Source organism: Paracoccus marinus, from assembly GCF_007018965.1.
Classification (GTDB): Bacteria; Pseudomonadota; Alphaproteobacteria; order Rhodobacterales; family Rhodobacteraceae; genus Paracoccus; species Paracoccus marinus.
The window spans coordinates 272,993-294,225 of record NZ_VJYZ01000005.1 but is presented as its reverse complement, the minus strand read 5'-3'; the positions used below and the strand labels follow the sequence as shown (position 1 = coordinate 294,225).

18 protein-coding genes and 1 pseudogene are annotated in these 21,233 nt (G+C 70.5%); 9 read left to right on the top strand and 10 right to left on the bottom strand.

Features of this window, described 5'->3' with window-relative positions:
• Positions 1-47 precede the first annotated feature (47 nt).
• The 5 genes and pseudogenes from FNF32_RS15410 to cysG all read right to left on the bottom strand — a co-directional run bounded on the left by FNF32_RS15410 (position 48) and on the right by cysG (position 4,738).
• On the bottom strand, positions 48-545 hold the full coding sequence (locus tag FNF32_RS15410; protein ID WP_221930652.1) for a DUF934 domain-containing protein: 498 nt from the start codon (positions 543-545) through the stop codon (positions 48-50).
• Positions 546-551: 6 nt separating this feature from the next.
• Positions 552-1,298, bottom strand: a pseudogene (locus FNF32_RS15405) (phosphoadenylyl-sulfate reductase); the annotation flags it as partial.
• 10 nt (positions 1,299-1,308) lie between these two features.
• A complete protein-coding gene (locus FNF32_RS03985; RefSeq protein ID WP_131674120.1) occupies positions 1,309-2,973 on the bottom strand; it encodes a nitrite/sulfite reductase in 1,665 nt (554 codons plus the stop codon).
• Positions 2,973-3,341: a DUF2849 domain-containing protein gene (locus FNF32_RS03980; protein WP_131674119.1), complete on the bottom strand. Its 369-nt coding sequence runs from the start codon at positions 3,339-3,341 to the stop codon at positions 2,973-2,975. Before FNF32_RS03980 ends, FNF32_RS03985 begins: the two co-directional genes overlap by 1 nt.
• Positions 3,338-4,738: a siroheme synthase CysG gene (gene cysG / locus FNF32_RS03975; RefSeq protein WP_131674118.1), complete on the bottom strand. Its 1,401-nt coding sequence runs from the start codon at positions 4,736-4,738 to the stop codon at positions 3,338-3,340. Before cysG ends, FNF32_RS03980 begins: the two co-directional genes overlap by 4 nt.
• A gap of 261 nt (positions 4,739-4,999) precedes the next feature.
• Here cysG and FNF32_RS03970 point away from each other — a divergent pair, with 261 nt between their 5' ends.
• The gene (locus FNF32_RS03970) at positions 5,000-5,644 is read left to right on the top strand and encodes a redoxin domain-containing protein (RefSeq protein WP_131674117.1); all 645 of its coding nucleotides are present in this window, start codon (positions 5,000-5,002) and stop codon (positions 5,642-5,644) included.
• A gap of 10 nt (positions 5,645-5,654) precedes the next feature.
• Here FNF32_RS03970 and FNF32_RS03965 read toward each other — a convergent pair whose 3' ends face one another.
• The gene (locus FNF32_RS03965) at positions 5,655-7,217 is read right to left on the bottom strand and encodes a D-aminopeptidase (protein ID WP_131674116.1); all 1,563 of its coding nucleotides are present in this window, start codon (positions 7,215-7,217) and stop codon (positions 5,655-5,657) included.
• Between the two features lie 190 nt (positions 7,218-7,407).
• Here FNF32_RS03965 and FNF32_RS03960 point away from each other — a divergent pair, with 190 nt between their 5' ends.
• From FNF32_RS03960 to FNF32_RS03935, 6 genes are all read left to right on the top strand, one after another.
• Positions 7,408-9,297, top strand: a complete 1,890-nt coding sequence (locus FNF32_RS03960; protein ID WP_246087670.1) for a sensor histidine kinase — start codon at positions 7,408-7,410, stop codon at positions 9,295-9,297.
• Positions 9,294-10,655 (top strand): sigma-54-dependent transcriptional regulator, encoded by a 1,362-nt coding sequence (locus FNF32_RS03955; RefSeq protein ID WP_131674115.1) that lies wholly within the window; start codon positions 9,294-9,296, stop codon positions 10,653-10,655. The genes FNF32_RS03960 and FNF32_RS03955 overlap by 4 nt, the downstream gene beginning before the upstream one ends.
• Before the next feature lie 189 nt (positions 10,656-10,844).
• Entirely contained in the window at positions 10,845-11,819 is a 975-nt protein-coding gene (locus tag FNF32_RS03950) for a tripartite tricarboxylate transporter substrate-binding protein (protein WP_131674114.1), read from the top strand.
• A 66-nt stretch (positions 11,820-11,885) separates the two neighbouring features.
• Positions 11,886-12,347: a tripartite tricarboxylate transporter TctB family protein gene (locus FNF32_RS03945; RefSeq protein WP_131674113.1), complete on the top strand. Its 462-nt coding sequence runs from the start codon at positions 11,886-11,888 to the stop codon at positions 12,345-12,347.
• Between the two features lie 10 nt (positions 12,348-12,357).
• On the top strand, positions 12,358-13,866 hold the full coding sequence (locus tag FNF32_RS03940; protein ID WP_131674112.1) for a tripartite tricarboxylate transporter permease: 1,509 nt from the start codon (positions 12,358-12,360) through the stop codon (positions 13,864-13,866).
• A gap of 66 nt (positions 13,867-13,932) precedes the next feature.
• Entirely contained in the window at positions 13,933-14,898 is a 966-nt protein-coding gene (locus FNF32_RS03935; protein ID WP_131674111.1) for a Bug family tripartite tricarboxylate transporter substrate binding protein, read from the top strand.
• Positions 14,899-14,992: 94 nt separating this feature from the next.
• Here FNF32_RS03935 and FNF32_RS03930 read toward each other — a convergent pair whose 3' ends face one another.
• Both FNF32_RS03930 and FNF32_RS03925 read right to left on the bottom strand, forming a co-directional pair.
• Positions 14,993-15,403, bottom strand: a complete 411-nt coding sequence (locus tag FNF32_RS03930) for a DoxX family protein (RefSeq protein ID WP_185961837.1) — start codon at positions 15,401-15,403, stop codon at positions 14,993-14,995.
• Positions 15,404-15,493: 90 nt separating this feature from the next.
• Complete coding sequence (locus FNF32_RS03925) at positions 15,494-16,354, bottom strand: VOC family protein (protein WP_221930645.1); 861 nt, start codon at positions 16,352-16,354, stop codon at positions 15,494-15,496.
• A gap of 111 nt (positions 16,355-16,465) precedes the next feature.
• On the opposite strand from FNF32_RS03925, the gene FNF32_RS03920 reads away from it, so the two are divergent.
• Together FNF32_RS03920 and FNF32_RS03915 are read left to right on the top strand one after the other, a co-directional pair.
• Positions 16,466-17,413: a LysR family transcriptional regulator gene (locus FNF32_RS03920; RefSeq protein ID WP_131674109.1), complete on the top strand. Its 948-nt coding sequence runs from the start codon at positions 16,466-16,468 to the stop codon at positions 17,411-17,413.
• Positions 17,414-17,505: 92 nt separating this feature from the next.
• A complete protein-coding gene (locus tag FNF32_RS03915) occupies positions 17,506-18,447 on the top strand; it encodes an NAD-dependent epimerase/dehydratase family protein (protein WP_131674108.1) in 942 nt (313 codons plus the stop codon).
• A 52-nt stretch (positions 18,448-18,499) separates the two neighbouring features.
• Here the strand turns inward: FNF32_RS03915 and FNF32_RS03910 are convergent, their stop codons facing one another.
• Together FNF32_RS03910 and FNF32_RS03905 are read right to left on the bottom strand one after the other, a co-directional pair.
• Entirely contained in the window at positions 18,500-20,185 is a 1,686-nt protein-coding gene (locus FNF32_RS03910) for a sulfotransferase (protein ID WP_131674107.1), read from the bottom strand.
• A gap of 1 nt (position 20,186) precedes the next feature.
• Complete coding sequence (locus FNF32_RS03905) at positions 20,187-21,230, bottom strand: hypothetical protein (protein WP_131674106.1); 1,044 nt, start codon at positions 21,228-21,230, stop codon at positions 20,187-20,189.
• Between the last annotated feature and the right edge of the window lie 3 nt (positions 21,231-21,233).

Genomic DNA, 21,233 nt, shown 5'->3' with positions numbered 1-21,233 from the left:
TTCGGCCGGCGGGCGTCGCCGTGGGTCGGTCGGGAAAGCGCGGGGCGTCAGCCGCGCAGGCGGGCCTGGTAGTCGTTGGCGCGCCATTGCGCGCGGGCGAGCCACTGGTCCTCGGGCTGGCGGGCGGCCAGCTGGGGGGCGACCTCGACCTCGTCGAACCCGGACCGGCGCGCCATCGCGTACTGGTCGGCGATCACGCCCCGCGCGCGCAGCCGGCCGGTATAGCCCATCTCGCGCAGGCGCCTGGCGATGGTGAAGCCGCGCCCGTCCGAGAACGACGGGAAGTCCACCCGGATGATGCGGGCGGCATCCAGCCTGCCTGCAAGCGCGGCCGGATCGGCGTCGGACGGCACGTCAACGGCTGCCGCGCCTGCCTCGGTCAGGTCGGCCAGCGCGTCGAAGGGCGCGTGCCAGTCCTCGGCGCTGAAGCCGTCGTCACGCGCGATCACGGGCGCGGCCGGCGCGTCAGCGGCAAGCTCGGGCGCGGGCGCTTCGACGCCCCGGTCTTCCGCCACAATATCCTTGGCCACGATCGTCTCCCCCATCGTTTCGTCGGCCTTCGGCGCCGGGCCGCGCACCATGCGCCCGTTCACGAAGTGGATGCCGCATTCTTCCTTGGTCTTGCCGCGCCAGCGTCCGGCGCGCGGGTCCTCGCCGGGCGCGACCGCCGTGGTGCAGGGCGCGCAGCCGATGGACGGAAACCCCTTGGCGACCAGCGGGTGGCGTGGCAGGCGGTTGTTGTCCATGTAGTCGCGCACGTCCTCGGGCGTCCAGCAGGCCAGCGGGTTGATCTTCAGCCGCGCCCCGTCGGGCTCGAAGAACTCGAGCGCGGCGCGGGTGCCGCTTTGAAACCGCTTGCGGCCGGTGATCCAGGCGTCGAACGGCGCCAGCGCCTGTTCGAGCGGGCGGACCTTGCGGACCGCGCAGCAGGCGTCGGTGTCGCGGGTGTTGAGCGTGCCGTCCGGGTCCACCGCCGCCAGCGCGGCGTCGTCCGGGCGGATCAGCCGCAGGTCGGTCAGGCCGAAGCGTTCGGCCAGATCGCGCTGATAGTCCAGCGTTTCGCGAAACAGCATTCCGGTTTCCAGAAACAGCACCGGCCGGCGGCGGTCCATCACCGACAGCATGTGCAGCAGCACGACCGATTCCGCCCCGAACGACGACACCAGCGCGACGGTGCCGACCGACGGGTCGTCCATCGCGCGGCTCATCACCGCAAAGGCCGAGTGGTTGCGATAGGCGGCGTTCAGCGCGGCCGCGCGGTCGGCAAGCTCCGCCGAGGTCGCGTCCGACAGGTCCATGGGCGCCAGATCATGCGGCATGGGCGGTATCCCCTGCCTGATCGTAAAGGGCGGCCTTGAAGGGGTCCATGCCGACGCGGCGGTAGGTGTCGATGAAGGGCTCGTCCGCGTCTTCGCGCAGGTCGAGATAGGCGTCCACCAGTCGTTCGATCGCGGGCACGATCCGGTCGGCGGGAAAGCCCGGGCCGGTGCGCTCGCCGATGGCCGCACGTTCGGTGCCGTCGCCGCCCAGCGTGATCTGGTAGTTTTCGACGCCCGCCCGATCGAGGCCCAGGATCCCGATATGCCCCACGTGGTGATGCCCGCAGGCGTTAATGCAACCCGAGATCTTGATCTTCAGCTGCCCGACCTCGGCCTCGCGTTCCTCGAGCGCCAGCGCGATCGCCTGCGCGACCGGGATCGACCGGGCGGTGGCAAGGGCGCAGTAGTCCATGCCAGGGCAGGCGATGATGTCCGACGCAAGGCCCACGTTGGCGGTCGCGAGGCCCTGCGCCTTCAGCTCCCGGTGCAGCGCCGGCAGCGCGTCCTTTGGCACATGCGGCAGGATGACGTTCTGCTCGTGGCTGATCCGAAGCTCACCGTAGCCGTAGGCGTCGGCGAGATCGGCCATCGCCCGCATCTGTTCCGCCGTGGCGTCGCCCGGCGTCGCCCCGTGCGCTTTCAGAGACAGGGTGACGATGGCGTGGTCGGCGCGGCGGTGCGGGTGCAGGTTGGTGTCGGTCCACGCCCGGAACACCGGATCGACCGCGCGGGCCGCATCCAGCAGGCCCTCGTCCGCGTCGCGGAAGGCGGGGGGTGCGAAGAAGTCGGTGATGTCGGCCAGCAGCGCCTGATCGACGCCGGTGAAGGCGGCGCGGCGGGCGGGAAACTCGGCCTCCACCGCGTCGCGGAACTCGTCCAGCCCGCCTTCCAGAACGGTGATCTTCAGCCGCGCCTTGTACTTGTTGTCGCGCCGCCCGGCGGCGTTGTAGGCGGCGAGGATCGATTCCACGTAAGGCAGCAGGTCCGCCCGGGGCAGGAAGTCCCGCAGCACCTGCCCGATCAGCGGCGTCCGGCCAAGGCCGCCGCCCACCAGAACCTCGAACCCCGCCTCGCCGCCCCGCTCGATCATCCGCAGGCCGATGTCGTGCGAGCGGGTGACGGCGCGGTCGTTGGGCGAGCCGGTGATCGCGATCTTGAACTTGCGCGGCAGGAACTGGAACTCCGGATGGTCGGTGGACCACTGGCGCAGCAGCTCGGCCACCGGGCGCGGGTCCGCGATCTCGTCGGCGGCGGCGCCCGAGAAGTGGTCGGCGGTCACGTTGCGGATCGTGTTGCCCGAGGTCTGGATCGCGTGCAGCCCCACGGTCGCGAGGTGGTCCAGCATGTCCGGGATGTCGGCCAAGCGCGGCCAGTTGTACTGGATGTTCTGCCGGGTCGTGAAATGACCGTAGCCGCGATCCCAGCGTTCGGCGAGGTCCGCGAGCGCGCGCATCTGGTCCGAACGCAGCGTGCCATAGGGGATCGCCACCCGCAGCATGTAGGCGTGAAGCTGCAGATAAACGCCGTTCATCAGCCGCAGCGGCTTGAACTCATCCTCGGTCAGCGCGCCGTCTACACGGCGTTCGACCTGGGCGCGGAACTGGCGGTTGCGCTCGTCCAGAAAGGCGCGGTCAAAGTCGTCGTACTGGTACATCAGAGGGCACCTTCGGTCTGGCGGGCATCGCTTCGCGGCACCACGATCGGGTCGGGCGTCGCGGGCGCGGGCGGGGCGCGGCGGTGTTCGGGCCGGTTCGACGGGCCGGAGGCGCGAAACGCCTCGCGGAAATGCACGGGCACCGGGCCCGCGCCTGTCGGCGCCATGTCGGCGAGATAGGCGCCGACCACCACGTTCCGCTGCTTTTCGGCGTCGAGCAGGCGCAGCTGCGCGTGCGCCTCGTCGTCGATCAGCTCGGCCATGGACAGGTCCCGGACCCATTCGTCGGCGGCGGACAGATAGACCACGTCGCCTTCCAGCAGGTGATTGGCGGTGACGACCTTGGGGGCGAACGAACGGCGGCTCATCGGGCGGACTCCTGGCGCAGCGCGCCGGCGGGAACGGGAAGGGCGATGGCGGCGGTGTCGCGCGGCGCGATGCCCATCAAGATGACAGCGGGACCGTCCAGCCCCTCGACCGCGTCGGGCAACGTGGCCAGCGTCGCAGCCACGGTCACGGCGTCGGGGCGCGAGGCGTTCTCCACCACAGTCACCGAGGTCGCCGGATCAGCGCCGTGCATCAGCAACCGCCCCTGCATCCAGCGCGCGGCGCGCTTGCCCATGTAGATCGCGGCGACCGCGCCCGGGCGGGCGAGCGCGGTCCAGTCCTGATCGGCAAAGCCCTTCATGTCGTGGCCGGTCAGGAATCGCGCCTCGGCGTTGCGGCCGCGCCGGGTCAGGCTGCGGCCGATGCCCGCGGCGGCGGCCGAGGCGGCGGTGATGCCGGGGACGACGGCGAACGCGATCCCCTCCGCCTCCAGCGCCCCGGATTCCTCGTCCAGGCGACCGAACACGCCCGGATCGCCGGATTTCAGTCGCACGACATGGCGCCCCTTGCGGGCGTGGCGGATCATCAGATCGTTGATGTCGCCCTGCGCCATCGACGGGCCGAACCCTTCCTTGCCCGCCTCGACCAGCATCGCCTCGCGCCGGACGAGTTCAAGGATCGCGGGCGCGATCAGCCGGTCGTGGATCACCACGTCCGCGCGGTCGAGCGCCGCGCGGGCCTTGAGCGTCAGCAACTCGGGATCGCCCGGGCCCGCGCCGACGAAATCGACGTGGCCCGCGCGCGGGGCGGCCGAGAGGTGACGGTCCAGAAGGTCGCCCAGCGCGGCATCCAGATCGGCCCCGCGACCCGACGCGCGCGGCCCGTCCAGTTCGAACCAGTCGGCCCAGAACCGGCGGCGCGGCGCACCGTGGCGCAGCCTTTCGGCGCGGGCGCGGAACCCGCGCGCGACATCCGTCAGGCGGCCGAGCGTTGCCGGCAGGCGTTCTTCCAGGTCGGCCTTGATCCGGCGGGCAAGCACCGGGGCCGCGCCCTCGGTCCCGATCGCGACGACGACCGGGCTGCGGTCCACGATCGCGGGGGTGATGAACTGCGACCGTTCCAGGTCATCGACGACGTTCACCAGCGCCCCGTCGCCGGCCATGATCCGCAGGGCGCGCGCGTCGGCATCCTCGTCCTCGTGCGCGGCATAGGCGATGACGGCCCCCCGCGCGTCGCCGGGCTGCACCTCGCGCCGGACCAGCTTCAGCAGCCCCTGCCCCGCCCAGCCCTCGATCTCTGGCGCGGGATCGGCGGCGAACACGACCAGCGTCGCCTGCGTCTTCATCAGCAGTCGCAGCTTCGCCAGCGCCGCATCCCCGCCACCCGCGAGACACACGCGCCGACCCTGCGTGCGGACGAAGATGGGGAAATGGTCCATGGCTGACGCCTCCTGTGAGTCAGTCTTAATATAGAATGATGTTCCTGCTATTGGGCAGGGGTGCGCGTGAATAGGGATGTTCACGTGGGCGAGAGGACATAAGTTAGGATTAATTTCCCGGGTTGGCCGAGATCGCAGACCGCGGTCCGCTGCAACGCGGCGCCGGCGGAATACGAGGTTCCGCGCATTGCATCGTGGAACGCGCGTTGCATCACCCCGTTGACCTCCCGAGACGACCGGCCGCCACGAAGGAGCAAACGAATGCGAAGCGACATCAAGCCAGGGGCGACCTTCCCCGACTTCACCCTGCCCGACCACACCAAGACGATGCGCCGGCTGTCGGACCTTCAGGGCGACCAGCTGATGATCGTGTTCCTGACGCGCGGATCGTTCTGCCCCAAGGACCGCCAGCAGATGCTCGAGCTGGTGCGGTTCCACCCGCAGCTGGTCGTCGGCTACACCCAGGTCGTGACGATCACCACGGACGACTGGCACGCGACCAACAACTATCGCCAGCAGACCTCGGCGCACTGGCCGTTCCTCTATGACGAGGATCGGGTGGTGCAGAAGGACCTCGATATCAAGGAATACACCGACACCACGCAGGACGTGATGATTCCGCACACCATCGTGCTGGGGCGCGGCCTGAAGGTGTTCAAGGTCTATAACGGCTACTACTACTGGGGCCGCCCCTCGACGGCGGAACTGCACGCCGACCTTCGGACCGTCGCGCGCGACACCTATGCCGACTGGGACATCACGACGCCCGAGATGCGCGCGAAGTGGAAACGCGGCGACAAGTCCGACTTCTACCCCTACGGGCCGGACTCGATCTCGATGGAGACGCTGATGCTGCAGATGGGCGGCGCGGTGGACCAGTACGCAGGCGCGGCCGACAAGACGTGAGCGTCGGCCCCTACCCTGCCCGGCGATAGTCGAGCGCGCGGGCGAGCCAGCAGCCGACCGTCAGGCCGGTCACGCCACCCGCCGCGCCCCGTCGGACGATGACGGTCCAGTCGCCCGGCGCGGGCGCATCCAGCGACCGCCGCGTGGCCAGCAGCCACACGTCCTTGCCCGCCGGCACCAGCCGCTCGAACCGCCCGGTGCCCATCACGCCGGTAAAGCGGGCATGGACCCCGCCGTCCCGCGCCTCGACCTGCATGGTCGCGCCGCCCAGCTCGTCGCAGGCAAAGCTGCCCGCGATTTCCGACCCGTCCGCCACCTCGACGACCGGCAGCGGATCGAACGCCAGGACCTCGTGATCCAGCGCCCGCGTCATCCGCAGGCCGTCCCCGACGCGTTCGACGCGGATGCCCGGCGCCGCCAGCGCGTCACCGTCGACCTGCAACGCCTCGGCCCCTACCGCATAGCGCAGGCACGCGTCGGTGCGTCCGGTTTGTATCCGCGCGATCAGGCCCGTCTCGCGGCAAAGCCACTGCCCGTCCCAGCCGTCGGGGACCGGCGCCGGCGGCGGCGCGCGATGCCCCAGTGCCGCGTCGAGCAGGTCGGCTGCGGCGACATGGGCGCTGGCTTCGTGGTTGAACATCACCACCGCCGACAGCCGCGCATCCCGGATGTGAAGGCGCTGCGCCCTGAACCCGCGAAGCGCACCGCCGTGGCCGGTCGCGGCCAGCCCCGCGACGGTGCTGAAGCCAAGGCCCATCGCGTAACCGGCGGGCGTGCCGTCGTCGTGAAACGCCGGCTTCGAAAGCTGCCGGTAAAGCCCGCGCGGGTCGTCGCGGGTGGCGTCGATCCACGCCTCATAGGCCAGCATGTCGTCAAGCGAGGCGGCGATCCCCGCGTCCCCCAGCCACCACGCGCCGTTCACCGCCGGCAGGAAGCCGGTCGCGTCGCTGCCTTCGTACCCGGTCACCCCGTCCAGCCGCTCGGACGTGTCGCTGGCCATCACCGCCGTCGCCATCCCGGCCGGGTCCCAGACATGGCGGCGGCACAGCGCCTCGAGCGTCTCGCCGGTCTCGGCCTCGATCATCTCGGCCAGCAGCCGGAAGTTCGCGTTGCAATAGGAATACGCGCTGCCCGGCGCGAAGTGCCCGGTCCGCATCGCCGCGATCAACGGCAGCGCGTCGCCGCGGGTCAGCCGCCGTTCGGCCACCGCACCCTGCAGGATCGAAAGCGCCCAGTAGTCGCGCAGGCCGGAGCGGTTGTCGCAAAGCTGGCGGGCGGTCGGCAGCGGACCGGTGAACGCGGGCAGGAACGCGCGCAGCCGGGCGTCGAGGCGGGCCGGATCGCCGATGGAAGCCAGCAGCGCGGCGCAGGTGAATTGCTTGGAGATCGAGCAGATCGGCAGCCGCAGCGTCCGCGCCATCGGCAGCGCAGTCTCGACATCCGCATGCCCCCAGGCGCGGGCGGCCACGACCCGCCCCTCGTGGACGACGCCCGCGACGCCGCCGGGGCCGGGATAGCGGGCGGGCAGCCTGTCCAGCGCGGTCGTCAGGGCGGCATGGTCGATCATGGTCATGGGGCACTCACCGGAAACGCTGCGGGACGGCCCGCCATATCAGCCGCGCGGGGTTGGCGCGAGAGGACGCGTCGTTGCAGGGCGGCGGGCGGCGGGGCACACTGCGCCGGCCCGCCCTACGTCACCCCGATCCCGCCGCCGCCGTCCCGCCCCGCCGCCCAGCCCCGCGCACCGGAACGAAAGACCCGCCTTGGCCCTGAACGCCGCCCCGCCCCTGCCCGCCGGCCTTGCGCCGCGCGCGCGCCTGCGCGATTTCGCCCGCGGGCGGCGCGGGCTGCTGCTGGCGGTGGTCGCGCTGCTGGCCCTGCTCGTCTGGACCGGGGCGCGGCTCGCCCACCGACACTATCACGCCTCGGCCTATGCGCGGGCCGAGACGGCGCTGCGCCTGACCGTCAACGCGCTGGACGCGGACCTTGCCCGGCACGAGGTAGTGCCGCAGCTGGTGGGCGATCTCGACATGCTGCAACGGCTTGTCGCCAGCCCCGACGACACGGGCCTGCGGCAGGCCACGAACCTGTGGCTGGAAGAGGAAAGCGCCGCCATCGCCGCGTCCGACATCTACGTCATCAAGACCGACGGCGAGACGATCGCCGCCTCGAACCACCGGCTGGGCGAGGCGAGCTTCGTCGGCAAGAACTTCAGCTACCGCCCCTATTTCATCGACGCGATGAAGGGCGGGCCGGGGCGGTTCTACGGGATCGGCACCACCTCGGGCGTGCGCGGCTATTTCTATTCGGCGCCCGTGTTCGGCCGCTCGGGGCGGATCGCGGGCGTGGTCGCGGTCAAGGTCGGCGTCGACCGGATCGAGCAGTCGTGGCGCGGGGGCGATCACCGCGTCGTCGTGACGGACCCCGAGGGGCGGGTGTTCATGTCGTCCGAGCCGAGCTGGCTTTACCGCAGCCTTGATCCCGCGACCGAAGAACGGCTGGCGCGGACGCGCGCGACCCGCCGCTACGCCGACGCGCCGCTGGGCGATCTGGCGCTGGAACGGCGGCAGGTCTTCGGCGTGCCGGTGTTCCGCGTGGCGGGCGACGACTATATCGCCGCGTCCGAGACGATGCCCAAGGCGGGCTGGACGGTCCATGTGCTGCTGGACACGGCCGAGCTGCGCCGGGAAACGCAGCTGGCGGTCGCAAGCCTGTTCCTGATGCTGGGCGCGGCCGCCTTCGGGGCAGTGATGCTGATCCAGCGCCGCGCGCAGGTGGCCGAACGGATCGCGATGCAGCGTTTCGCCCGGGCCGAGCTGGAACGCCGGGTCGAGGCGCGGACCGCCGACCTCGCCCGCGTCAACGACCGGCTGGAACGCGAGGTGGCCGAACGCCGCGCGACGGAGGCCGAGCTGCGCGCCGCACAGGCGAGCCTCGTCCAGGTCGGAAAGCTGGCGGCGCTGGGGCAGATGTCGGCGGCGCTTTCGCACGAGATCAACCAGCCGCTCGCCGCCGCCCGCAACTACGCCGACAGCGCGGCGATCCTGATCGACCGCGGCGACACGGCGGCGGCGCGCGAAAACATCGCCGAAATCCTGTCGCTGGTTGACCGGATGTCCGCGATCGGCCGCCACCTGCGCGACGCGGCCGCCAAGCCCGCCGCGCGGCCCGGCGGGGTCCTGCTGCAATCGCTGCTGGCGGAAACGCGCACCATCGTGGCCGCGCGGCTCGCCACCTGCCGGGCCGAGCTTCTGATCGACGTGCCGGCCGACCTGCCGCCGCTGCGGGCCGGGCCCACCCGGCTGCAACAGGTGCTGGTGAACCTGGTCACCAACGCGGCCGACGCGGTCGAGGGCGGGCCCGACCGCCGCATCCGGCTGAGCGCGCGGGTGGACGGCGGGGGCGTCGTGATCCGCGTCCGCGACCACGGGCCGGGCGTGCCCGCAGCCATAGCCGAGCGGATCTTCGATCCGTTCTTCACCACCAAGGGGGTCGGCGCGGGGCTGGGGCTTGGGCTGGGGCTGGGGCTGTCGATCACGGCCAACATCGTGCGCGACTTCGGCGGCACCATCGCCTGCCACGACGCGGACCCCGGCCCGGGGGCCGAGTTCCGGGTGCGCCTGCCGATCGCCCCCGCCGAGGACATGCCGTGACCGGATCGCGCGTGCTTCTGGTCGACGACGACGCGCAGATGCGCCGCTCGACCGCGCAGGCGCTCGACCTCGCGGGCTTTGCCGTCGAGGCGCTGGCGTCGGGCGAAGAGGCGCTGACGCTCGCAGGCCCCGGCTTTGCCGGCGCGGTCGTCAGCGACATCCGGATGCCGGGCATGGACGGGATGACGCTCCTGGGCCGCCTGCACGAGATCGACCCGGACATCCCAGTGATCCTTTTCACCGGTCACGCCGAGGTGCCGCTGGCGGTCGAGGCGATCCGCAGCGGCGCCTATGACTTCATCGAGAAGCCCTTCGTCGTCCACGACCTCGCCACCGTGATCCGCCGCGCAATCGACCACCGCGACCTGATCCTGGACAACCGCCGTCTGCGCGCGGTCGCGGGCAAGCGCGACGATGTCGAGGCGCGGCTGCCCGGCCGGACCGAGGCGATGGTGGACCTGCGCTACCGGCTGCGCGCGATCGGCGCATCCGACGCCGACGCGCTCATCATCGGCCCGACCGGCGCAGGGAAAGAGGTCGTGGCCCGCACGCTGCACGACATTTCCGCCCGCGCGGGGCGGCCCTTCGTCGCCATCAACTGCGCGGCGCTGCCCGAGGCGCTGATCGAAAGCGAGCTGTTCGGGCACGAGGCGGGCGCGTTTCCGGGCGCGCTGCGTCCACGCTTCGGCAAGTTCGAACACGCGCGCGGCGGCACCGTGCTGCTTGACGAGATCGGGTCGATGCCGCCCGACACGCAGGCCAAGCTGCTGCGGGTCTTGCAGGAACGCGTCATCACCCGCCTTGGCGCGAACGATCCGGTGCCGCTGGATGTCCGGTTCGTGGCGACCAGCAAGGTCGACCTGTCCACGCTTGTCGCCCGCGGCCAGTTCCGCGAGGACCTGTTCTGGCGCCTGAACGTCGCGGTCCTGCGGGTTCCGCCCCTGTCGGCCCGGCGCGAGGACATCCCTCTGCTGTTCCTGCACCTGATCCGCGAATCCGCCGCGCGCCACAAGCGACCTGAACGCGAGCTGCCGTCGGCGTTCCTGTCGGGCCTTGCCGCGCGGGACTGGCCCGGCAACGTGCGCGAGCTGCGAAACCTGGCCGAGCGGATGGTGCTGGGGCTGGACGATCCCGGCCGGATCGCCGGGGACGGCGGCTTGGCCGGCGCGCGGCTGCCCGACCGGGTGGGCCAGTTCGAGCGCAGCCTGATCGCGGGCGCCATCGGGCTTCACAAGGGGCGGCTGCGCGCGGTCTACGAGGACCTGGGGATCTCGCGAAAGACGCTTTACGAGAAGATGCAGAAATACGGCCTGGACCGGCGGCTGATCGTCGAGCCGGGCGATGACGATGCCGGCTGACCCGCGGCTGGGTGGATTTTCACCCGAACCCCGCGGCCCAATGTTACCGTTCCCACCCATATTGCATCAAACCGTCATATAATCTTTCGCCTGCCGCATGATTGTCGTTGGCGAAAGCGGCACCCTCGCTCCAGTCTTTCCCGATCGGCGCGCTGAGAAGCGGCGCCCGCGGATGAACTGGGAGGTTACATGTCCGTTTCCAAACTGATCGGCGCCGTCAGCGCCGCCATGATGCTGGCCGCCCCGGCATTCGCGCAGGGCTACCCCGAGCGCCAGGTCACGATGATCGTGCCGTTCGCGGCGGGCGGCCCCACCGACACCGTCGCCCGCCTCGTGGCCGAACGCATGTCGGCCGATCTTGGCCAGCAGGTCATCGTCGAAAACGTGGGCGGCGCGGGCGGCACGCTGGGCGCGGGCCAGGTCGCCAAGGCCGACCCCGACGGCTACACCGTCCTTCTGCACCACATCGGCATGGCGACCTCGGACACGCTCTATCGCAACCTCGCCTACGATACCGAGAACGCCTTCGACTATGTCGGCCTCGTGACCGACGTGCCGATGGTCGTCGTGGCGCGCAAGGACTTCGAGCCCGCCGACTTTCCGGCCTTCGTCAGCTACGTCAAGGCGAACGGCGACAAGCTGACGATGGCGAACGCGGGCATCGGCGCGGCGAGCCACCTGTGCGGCATGCTGATGATGCAGGCACTGGACGTGCCGCTGGTGACCGTCCCCTACAAGGGCACCGGCCCGGCGATGACCGACCTTCTGGGCGGTCAGGTCGACATCATGTGCGACCAGACGACCAACACCACGCAGCAGATCAAGGGCGGCACGATCAAGGCCTATGCCGTGACCATGCCCGAGCGGCTGGCCCTGTTCCCCGACCTGCCGACCACCATCGAGGGCGGGCTTCCCGACGTGCAGGTTTCGATCTGGCACGGCATCTACACCCCCAAGGGCACCCCGGCCGAGGTGAACCAGCGCCTGTCCGCGTCGCTGCAAAAGGCGCTGGCGGACGAAAGCGTCGCCACGTCGATGGCGGAACTGGGCACCGCGCCCGCGACCGCCGAACAGGCCACGCCCGAGGCGCTGAAGGCGAAGCTCGAATCCGAGATCGCGCGCTGGAAGCCCGTGATCGAAGCCGCCGGCGTCTACGCCGACTGACGCGCCCGACCCGCCGCCGCCCGGGATCCGGGCGGCGGACCCATCCTGCACGACCAAGGACACCCGATGGCCACGAAACCACGCGACGACACGGACATGATCGCCGGGCTGCTGCTGATGGCGGCGGCGGCGTTCTTCGGCTGGCAGACGGCGGGGCTGGAAATCGGCACCTCGCTGCGGATGGGACCGGGCTATTTCCCGATGGTGCTGTCGGGCCTTCTGTTCCTGCTGGGCGTCCTGGTGTTTCTCAAATCCTTCGGACGGACGGGCGAGCCGATGGGTCCGGTCGCGTGGCGCGGGATGCTGTTCATCCTGCCCGCGCCGGTGTTCTTCGGCCTGACCGTGCGGGGCCTGGGCTTCGTGCCCGCGCTGTTCTTCACCGCGCTGATCGCGTCGCAGGCATCGGCCCGGATGCGGCCCCTGCCCGCGCTCGTGCTGGCGGTGCTGGTCACGATCATCTCGACGCTGATCTTCAGCTACGGGCTTGGCCTGCCGTTCCGGCGGGTCGGCCCCTGGCTCGACTTCTGAGGACGTGACGATGGAGCTTCTTTCCAACCTCGGCCTGGGCTTTTCGGTCGCGTCGTCCTTCGCCAACCTGGGGTTCTGCCTGATCGGGGTGCTGCTGGGCACGCTGATCGGGGTGCTGCCCGGGATCGGCGCGACCGCGACCATCGCCATGCTGCTGCCGATCACCTTCCAGCTGGAGCCGGTGAGTTCGCTCATCATGCTCGCCGGCATCTACTACGGCGCGCAGTACGGCGGATCGACCACCGCGATCCTCATCAACATGCCGGGCGAAAGCTCGTCCGCGGTGACCGCCATCGACGGCTACCAGATGGCGCGCAAGGGCCGCGCGGGAACCGCGCTCGCCACCGCCGCGCTGGGGTCGTTCTTCGCCGGAACCGTCGCCACCTTCCTCGTCGCGATCTTCGCCCCGCCGCTGACCGCCATCGCGCTGGAGTTCGGGGCGGCCGAATATTTCAGCCTGATGGTGCTGGGCCTCGTCATGTCCGTCGCGCTGGCGCACGGGACGGTGCTGAAGGCGCTGGCCATGGTGATCCTGGGCCTGCTGCTGGGGATCGTCGGCACCGACATCTACACCGGCACGCCCCGCTTCACGCTGGGGATCACGCAGTTCGCCGACGGGTTGAACTTCGTCGCGCTGGCGGTGGGCGTGTTCGGGATCGCCGAGATCCTGCGCAACCTCGAGGACGAGCACGAGCGGCAGGTGATGACCCGCAACATCAACCGCCTGTTCCCCAGCGGCCCCGAGCTGCGCCAGATCATCGGCCCCGTGCTGCGCGGCACCGGCGTCGGATCGGTTCTGGGCATCCTGCCGGGTGGCGGCGCGATCCTTGCGTCCTTCGCATCCTACACGCTGGAAAAAAAGCTCTCGAAACACCCCGAAGAGTTCGGGCACGGCGCGATCGCCGGCGTCGCGGGCCCGGAAAGCGCGAACAACGCGGGCGCGCAGACAAGCTTCATCCCGCTTCTGACCCTCGGCATCCCCGCGAACCCGGTGATGGCGCTGATGATCGGCGCGATGATCATCCAGGGGATCGTCCCGGGCCCGGGGGTCGTGACCGAGCAGCCGGACCTGTTCTGGGGCATCATCGCCAGCATGTGGATCGGCAACCTGATGCTGGTGGTCCTGAACCTGCCGCTGATCGGGCTGTGGGTGAAGCTGCTGACGGTACCCTATTACGTGCTGTTCCCGATCATCATGGCGATGTGCTCGATCGGGGTCTATTCGGTGAACTCGAACGTCTACGACCTGTTCGCGGTCGCGTTCTTCGGGTTCCTGGGCTACGTCCTGTCGAAGCTGCGGTTCGAGCCCGCGCCGCTGCTCCTGGGCTTCGTCCTTGGCCCGCTGCTCGAGGAAAACCTGCGCCGGGCGATGATCCTGTCGCGGGGCGATCCGACGACCTTCGTCACCCGGCCGATCAGCGCGGGGCTTCTGGTGCTGGCGCTCGCGGTGCTGGTCCTCGTGTTCCTGCCCCAGATCCGCAAGCGCCGCGAAGAGGTGTTCACCGAAAGCGACGGCTGAACCCGGCAGGGGCGCGCGACGGCCGCCCCGCCCCGCAACCACGACATCACACCACGGGAGGAAACAATGACGCTCACCCTGACCCGCCGGATCCTGCTGGGAACGGCCTTCGTCTTCGGCCTGGCCGGCGCGGCCGCCGCCGACTACCCCGACCGCGCGATCACCCTCGTGATCCCCTTCGCCGCCGGCGGCTCGACCGACGTGGTCGGCCGGATCGTGGCCGAGCGGATGAGCGCGGACCTTGGCCAGCAGGTCGTCGTCCAGAACGTCGGCGGCGCCGGCGGCAGCCTGGGTGCCACGCAGGTGGCCGAGGCGGACCCGGACGGCTACACCATCCTGATGGGCACCGTCGCGACCCACGCGCTGAACCCGCTGATCCTGAAGCAGAAGCCCTACGACCCGGTCGCCGACTTCGCGCCGGTGTCGCTGCTGGTGCTGGTGCCGAACGTGCTGGCCGTCAACCCCGAACTGCCGGTCCAGAACGTGCAGGAACTGATCGACCTGGCCAAGACCCAGCCGCTGGCCTACGCCTCGTCCGGGAACGGCACGCCCCTGCACCTGTCGGGCGAGCTGTTCAAGGCGATGGCGGGCGTGGACATCACCCACATCCCCTACAAGGGCTCGGGTCCCGCGCTGACCGACGTGCTGGGCAACCAGGTGCCGATCATCTTCGACAACCTGCCCTCGGCATCGGGCCACATCACCAGCGGCAAGCTGCGAGCGCTTGGCGTGACCACGGCGGAACGCGCGCCGTCCTTCCCCGACGTGCCCGCGATCGCCGAGACGCTGCCGGGCTATGAAACCTACAGCTGGAACGCCCTCTTCGCGCCCGCGGGCACCCCGCCCGAGGCGGTCGCGCGGCTGAACGCCGCCGCCGTGGCGGCGATGGCCGATCCCGCCGTGGTCGCGCGGATGGGCGAGTTTTCCGCCAGCATCGTCGCCTCGTCGCCCGAGGAACTGGCCCAGCACGTCAAGGCCGAGATGACCAAGTGGGAACCGGTGGTGACGGACGCGAACGTCACGATGGACTGACGCCGCACCAGCCCCGATGGACGAAAACGACCGGAGCCAGTATGGCTCCGGTCGCATTTCGGACTGGCCGTGTGAACGAACGCTGCCCAGTGTCTCAGATGGTGCGCCGGTCGCCCGTGCCGCGATTGCGGGCGGCGTCGATGCTCCACTCGCCGCCGCCAGCGGCTGCGAGGTACAGGAACACGAAGCAGAACAGGACCGCCGCATCGCCGCCGTTCAGCACCGGGAAGAAGCTTTGCGGCGCGTGGGCGATGAAATAGGCGAACGCCATCAGCCCCGAGGCGAGGAACGCCGCCGGCCGGGTAAACAGGCCGATCGCGATCAGGATCCCGGTCACAAGCTCGATGATGCCCGCGGCCATCATCATCGGCGGCAGCGGCCCGCCCGCCGCATCGGCCGAGGCGGGAAAGCCCAGCAGCTTCTGCGTGCCGTGCGCCATGAACAGAAGCCCGGCCATGATCCGCAGGATGCTCAGCGCGCGCGGCGCCCAGGTGGTCGTCATCATGATAGTTCCTTCAATTGTGAATGCCTGTCTTCAGCCCCGCGCCGTCGTTGCGGCGCGGTCGTCTTCGCAGGTGCAAGTATGCGCCCCGCTTCACTTTTCTTCAAAGACAAGCCGCGTGCCCCAGGGGTCGCGAACCTCGAGAAGACCGTCACCGTTGCGCGAAAGCCGCGCTTCCAGCCGGCGGAACGCCGCAGGCGCCGCCAGAAGCCGGATCCCGGCCAGCCCGGTGGTGCCCTCGGCACGCGGGCCCGCGCCGCGGCTGTTCCAGATGTTCGCGCCCAGATGGTGGTGGTAGCCGTCGGCGCCGAAGAACACGGCGCCGCGATACGTGCTGGTGACCGGCATCCCCAAGGTGCCGGCGACGAAATCCCCGGCCGCGTCCAGGTCGCCCACCTGCAGGTGGACGTGACCGACGATGGTGCCGTCGGGCATGCCCGCAAAGGGTCCGGGACCGGCCGCCGCGGCAAGATCGTCAAGGTCGATCCGCAGCGTCGCCATGCCGATCCGGCCGTCGGCCTCGCGCGGCCACGCCTCGCTGGGGCGGTCGTGGTAGATCTCGATCCCGTTCCCCTCGGGGTCGGTCAGGTACAGCGCCTCGCTGACCAGGTGGTCGGACGCGCCGTCAATCCGCACGCCGGTAGTGGCCGCGTGGACGAGCCAGTCGGCCAGGTCCTCGCGGCGGGGCAGCAGGAAGGCGGTGTGAAACAGCCCCGCCTGCCGCCGGTCGGCGATCGCGGCGTCGGGATCGTGGCGCAGTTCGATCAGCACCCGCCCGCCCGCGCCGAGCTGGTGGATGTTTCCGTCCGTGCTGATCGGGGCCAGCCCGATCGTATCGCGGTAAAAGCGGCTCACCCGATCCAGGTCGCGCACCGTCAGCGCCACCGACCCGATCCGCAGCGATGCCCCGGCCGAGGTGATCCCGGCGGTGGTCGTCGAAACGTGATCCTGCATCGCGTACTCTCCTGTCCTTGCGTGCATGATATGGACTGTGGCTGCCACGATGATAATCACCTTTCGGGTGGCTACAGCTCACACTCACAGGGACAGGGACAGGGACAGGCGATGCTGGATCGGTTCACGGGGTTGCAGGTGTTCGCCCGCGTCGCGGCGCTTGGCAGCCTGTCGGGCGCGGCGCGCGCGCTTGGCATGTCGCAAAGCATGGCCACCAAGCACATGGCCGCGCTGGAAGGGCGGCTGGGGGTCCGGCTTCTTCACCGCAGCACGCGCCGCATCACCCTGACCGAGGCCGGGCAGCGTTACCTGGAAAGCGCCGAGCGGATTCTGGAGGAACTCGACCGCTCCGACGCCGCCGCCGCGGCCGAGCGGATCGAGGTCACGGGAACGCTGCGGGTCAGCGCGCCGGTGTCGTTCACGACCCGCATCCTCGCCCCGGTCCTGCCCGCGTTCCAGGCGCTGCATCCCGCGTTGCGGGTCGAGTTGGGGCTGAACGACCGCGTGGTGAACCTGATCGACGAAGGCTGGGACGTGGCGATCCGCATCGGCCGCCTGCGCGAAGGCGGGCTGATCGCGCGCAGGCTGGCGCCCTGCCGGGTCGCGGTGGCGGCCTCGCCCGCCTATCTGGCCGCCCACGGCACGCCCCGGTGCGTGGCCGACCTCGGCGCGCATAACTGCCTCAGCTACACGCTCGCCTCGTCGAACGCGCCCGACGAATGGTCGTTCGGGCCGGGCGGGGCCGTGAAGGTGCCGCTCGCGGGCAACCTGCGCGCGAACAACGGCGACGCGCTCGTCGCCGCGGCGGTGGCGGGGCAAGGCATCATCAGCCAGCCCACCTTCATCCTGTGCGACGACCTGCGCGCGGGGCGGCTGGTCGCGCTGGACCTCGACCACCCGGCGACCGAGCTTGACGGCGTGTTCGCGGTGTGGCCCGGCGACCGCCGCCCGCCCGCGCGGCTGCGCGCCTTTCTGGACTGGGCGGCGGATCGGTTCGGCCAGGTGCCGCCGTGGGACCCGAACCTCGCCGACGCCGCCGCGACCCCTCGGGCCAACTGACGCAGGCCATGCGCCGCCGGTCCCGCCCGGCCATGCTTGCGCAGTCGCGCGACAGTCCGTAATCCCTTTGCAAGCCACAAGCGGAGCGCGAGATGTCCCCAAAAGCTAACGAGCGCGTCGCGCTGGTCACGGGCGGCGGCGGGTTCATCGGGCAGGCGCTGCTGGGCCGCCTGCTGGGCGACGGCTGGGCGGTCCGCAACCTCGACTTCGTGGCGGGGCAGATCGCCGATCCGCGCCTGACGCACTGGGGCGGCAGCTTCCTGCAGCGCGAGCTGCTGGCCGAGGCGATGGTGGGCGTGGACACCGTGTTCCACCTGGCCGCCACCAAGTTCCCGCGCGAGGCCGACCGCGACCCGCTGGTCGACGCGCAGGAAAACATCATCGGCACCGTGATGATGCTGGACCGCGCCGTCGAGGCCGAGGTGCGGCGCGTCGTCTTCGCCTCGTCGGGTGGCACGGTCTATGGCCCGCCCGAGCGGCTGCCGGTGGACGAGGACCATCCAACGCGGCCGATGTCGGCCTATGGCGTGTCGAAGCTTGCCTGCGAGCAGTATCTGCGGCTCTACGACGGACGCGGCAAGCGGCCGCTTTCGACGCTGGCGCTGCGGATCGCCAACCCCTACGGGCCGCGCCAGAACATCGACAAGGCGCATGGCGCGGTCACCACCTTCTGCCACCACGCGGCGCAGGGCCGCCCGATCACCATCTGGGGCGACGGCAGCGTCGAACGCGATTTCGTCCATATCGACGACGTGTCGCGGGCGCTGGTAATGGCGGCGGACGCCGAAGTTCACGGGATCCAGGTCAACATCGGCGCGGGCAGCGGCACGACGCTGAACGACATCCTCGACATGATCGAGCGGGTGCGCGGCGCCCGCCCAGAGGTTACATTCGAGGCCGCGCGCGGCTTCGACGTGCCGCGCAACGTGCTGGACAGCCGCCGCGCGCAGGACGTGCTGGGCTGGCAGCCGCAGGTGCCGTTGCAGCAGGGCGTGGCCGAACTGCTCACCGCCTTTACCCCGCTGCCGGACTGATCCGATCGGCTGGGCGCGGCGCCGTGCCGGCCCGGCGTGGCCCGAGTGTGTCTCAGGGTTTGCGGCGCACGCGGCCCGACATCCAACGCATCGGCTTCGTCATCGTCCATGACGTGCTGGACGTAAGTTCCCGCACCGCGACCTCGAGCCCGGCGCTGTGGCGTGACAGCTCGGCCAGCTGCCGCTCGAGTTCCTCGACGCGCGCCTGCCCGGCGGTGCCGGTCTGGCTTGCGTCGCCCGGCGCAGGCTCGGGCATGCCGGGTCGAGCCCCGGCCGGCGTGGCGGCGGCAGCCGGCGTCCTGCCGTCCAGCCGCTCGTCCACGTCGCGCAGCATCAGCGCGGCGACATGGGTGGTCATCTGGCGCAGCTGCCGGTTCTCGCGGTCGTGGCGGACCCGCAGCGCGTCGTGTTGCGAGCGCAGCCGGTCCATGTCGGCCTGCAACGCGGCAAGCCGTGCCGTGACCTCGGCCGCCTCGCGGGTGCGGTCCTCGATCTCCTGCGCGCGCTGCAGGATGACGTTGTCCAGAAGCGCCGCGCGCTCGTTCGCCGCAGCCAGCGCCTGATCCCGGGCGGCAAGCTGGTCGTTCTGCTGCGCGCGCTCGGCGGCGAAGCGGTTTTCCAGCGCCGCGCGCTCGACCGCGAAAGTCCGGTTCAGCGCGGTGGTTTCGGTGACGAGACGATCGTTCAGTTCCGCAGCCTCGGCGGCCAGGCGGTCGGTCAGGGCGCCCGTTTCGGCGACCAGCCGTTCCTCGAGCCCGGCGATCACGCCCGCCTGGGCCTTCTTTTCCTCGGCCCGCGACTGCAGCCCCCGGACCGCCTGACCCAGCGTCGGGGTGGCTGCGTCCAGATGCGCGCGGATCGCATCAAGGCGGGGATGGTCGGCCGCGTCCTCGCCAAGCGCGGCCCAGCGTTCGATGATGACATGCACCTCGGCCACCCAGTCGGGCATCGGCGAGGACCCGTCGTCGTCGCGGGCGGCAAAGTTCCGCAGCGCGCTGCTGAGGAACCCTTCGACCCCCGGCCGCGCCTCGTCCACGCTTAGCGGCCAGGCGATGTTCAGCGACGCCCCGATCTTCGTCACCGACGTGGCCCAGTCGCTCATCAGCTGGTCGTAGCTCACGAACACGCGCGGCTTGCCGCGGCTGTCGGCCTCAGCGTCCAGCTGGTGGCGCAGCCACAGCAGCAGCCCGTAATCCAGATCGTAGCCGCTGCGATACTGAAGCGAGGATGCCACGTCCACCGGGTGGCGGTGCGTGCAGACATAGACCGGCCGGCAACCGGCGCGGCGCAGCACGGCGTCCCAGAACGAGACCAGGCGGCAGATCCGGGGATCCTTCATCGCGAAGATGTCGGCGTCGCCGTATTCGGCGCGCAGCGTTTCGTCCGCTTCGGCCGCGAACTCGGCGGCGGCGGCCGAGCGGTACCATTCGCGCGGGAACGGCGGAAAGCTGAACCAGCGCATCCCGGCCGAGGCGAGCAGCCGTTCGTTCAGCCCCGTCACCGCGTCGGATTCGAAGAAGCCCTTGGGGTTCATCTCTTCGGGCGCCATCAGGTGTTCGGGCATGGTGCAACCCATCTCGGCCAGCACCCCGGTCAGGGCCGAGGTGCCGGAGCGGTGCATCCCCAGAACGACGATGGCCCGGCGCCGCAAGTCGGGCAGCGCCGTGCTGGCGCCGCGGACGGCCCGCATCGCCTTGGACGCGCGGCGCTGAAGCTTCTTCTGGTCGAGCGGGGTCATCTCAGGTGCTCAGCTTTCTCAACTGGTCCACGGCCCGGATGGTGTCGCGCAGGTCGGGACGGCGCGGCTGGGCGATGCAGTCCCTGAGCGCCTTTTCGATCAGGCCGCGGCTCTCATGGGCAAGCGCCAGCAGATCACCCTCGGACCCGATCGAGATCGCGCCCTGCGCTCGCCTGTCGACAAGCGGCCGCCCCATACGCGACTGAATCCAGGCCATGTCGTCGGCGTGGCGCTGCATGACCGGCGCCCACAGCGCGTCCGAGAAGTCGAACCGCGAACGGCCAAGCGCGGACATGCGGGTGGTGAAGACGTGGTTGGCCACCTGCGCGCCCGGGAACCCGGTCGGAAGGTTGTCGCCCAGCTTGCGCTGCGCGAACAGCAGCGCCGTCGCCTCGGCGCTCAGCGTCGCGTTCACGTCGGGCGCGATCTGGCCGCCCGCCGCGACGCCCAGCACCGCCGCAAAGTCGCGCACGATGTCGCCGCCGATCAGCTCGGCCCGGTCGTAGGTCCGCAGATCGACGCGGTCGGCCCCGAAGATCTGGTCCAGCAGCTCGAACCGGGCGCGGTAGTGCGGCCAAAGCTCCTCGGGGGCGAGGCGGTTCAGACCGTCCTTGACCATCTGCTGGAACGCGCTGACCGCGAACGAACGCGGGCTGCGGGCATAGGCCACGACGTCGATCCGGTCGGTCCACGCGGCGAAGAAATCGCGCATCCGCACGACCGCGTCCCGATAGATCGGCAGCGAGATGTCCTCGGCCGAAAACACCACGGTGTCGGTGCCGGCCGCGTCCATCGTCGCGCGCAGCCGCGACAGCCATTCCTCGCGCATGGCGGGCAGCTGCGCGATGTATTCGGGCCCTCGATGGACGAAGCCGTGGTACCGCGCCGCCTTTTCGGGGTCCTCGAACAGCAGGATGAACAGGCCGCAGTGATTGCCCTCGTTCCACGGAGCGTAAGAGACGCCGGGCGTCGGGTGGCCCGCGAAATGCTGCTGGACCGCGCTCGATCCGGTCTTGTGCATGCCGGCATGGATGACGACGCGCATGGC

Coding starts and splice junctions, on each gene's coding strand:
- FNF32_RS15410 (WP_221930652.1), bottom strand. CDS start 545: ATGGGGGAGACGATCGTGGCCAAGGATATTGTGGCGGAAGACCGGGGC.
- FNF32_RS03985 (WP_131674120.1), bottom strand. CDS start 2,973: ATGTACCAGTACGACGACTTTGACCGCGCCTTTCTGGACGAGCGCAAC.
- FNF32_RS03980 (WP_131674119.1), bottom strand. CDS start 3,341: ATGAGCCGCCGTTCGTTCGCCCCCAAGGTCGTCACCGCCAATCACCTG.
- cysG (WP_131674118.1), bottom strand. CDS start 4,738: ATGGACCATTTCCCCATCTTCGTCCGCACGCAGGGTCGGCGCGTGTGT.
- FNF32_RS03970 (WP_131674117.1), top strand. CDS start 5,000: ATGCGAAGCGACATCAAGCCAGGGGCGACCTTCCCCGACTTCACCCTG.
- FNF32_RS03965 (WP_131674116.1), bottom strand. CDS start 7,217: ATGACCATGATCGACCATGCCGCCCTGACGACCGCGCTGGACAGGCTG.
- FNF32_RS03950 (WP_131674114.1), top strand. CDS start 10,845: ATGTCCGTTTCCAAACTGATCGGCGCCGTCAGCGCCGCCATGATGCTG.
- FNF32_RS03945 (WP_131674113.1), top strand. CDS start 11,886: ATGGCCACGAAACCACGCGACGACACGGACATGATCGCCGGGCTGCTG.
- FNF32_RS03940 (WP_131674112.1), top strand. CDS start 12,358: ATGGAGCTTCTTTCCAACCTCGGCCTGGGCTTTTCGGTCGCGTCGTCC.
- FNF32_RS03935 (WP_131674111.1), top strand. CDS start 13,933: ATGACGCTCACCCTGACCCGCCGGATCCTGCTGGGAACGGCCTTCGTC.
- FNF32_RS03930 (WP_185961837.1), bottom strand. CDS start 15,403: ATGATGACGACCACCTGGGCGCCGCGCGCGCTGAGCATCCTGCGGATC.
- FNF32_RS03925 (WP_221930645.1), bottom strand. CDS start 16,354: ATGCAGGATCACGTTTCGACGACCACCGCCGGGATCACCTCGGCCGGG.
- FNF32_RS03920 (WP_131674109.1), top strand. CDS start 16,466: ATGCTGGATCGGTTCACGGGGTTGCAGGTGTTCGCCCGCGTCGCGGCG.
- FNF32_RS03915 (WP_131674108.1), top strand. CDS start 17,506: ATGTCCCCAAAAGCTAACGAGCGCGTCGCGCTGGTCACGGGCGGCGGC.
- FNF32_RS03910 (WP_131674107.1), bottom strand. CDS start 20,185: ATGACCCCGCTCGACCAGAAGAAGCTTCAGCGCCGCGCGTCCAAGGCG.
- FNF32_RS03905 (WP_131674106.1), bottom strand. CDS start 21,230: ATGCGCGTCGTCATCCATGCCGGCATGCACAAGACCGGATCGAGCGCG.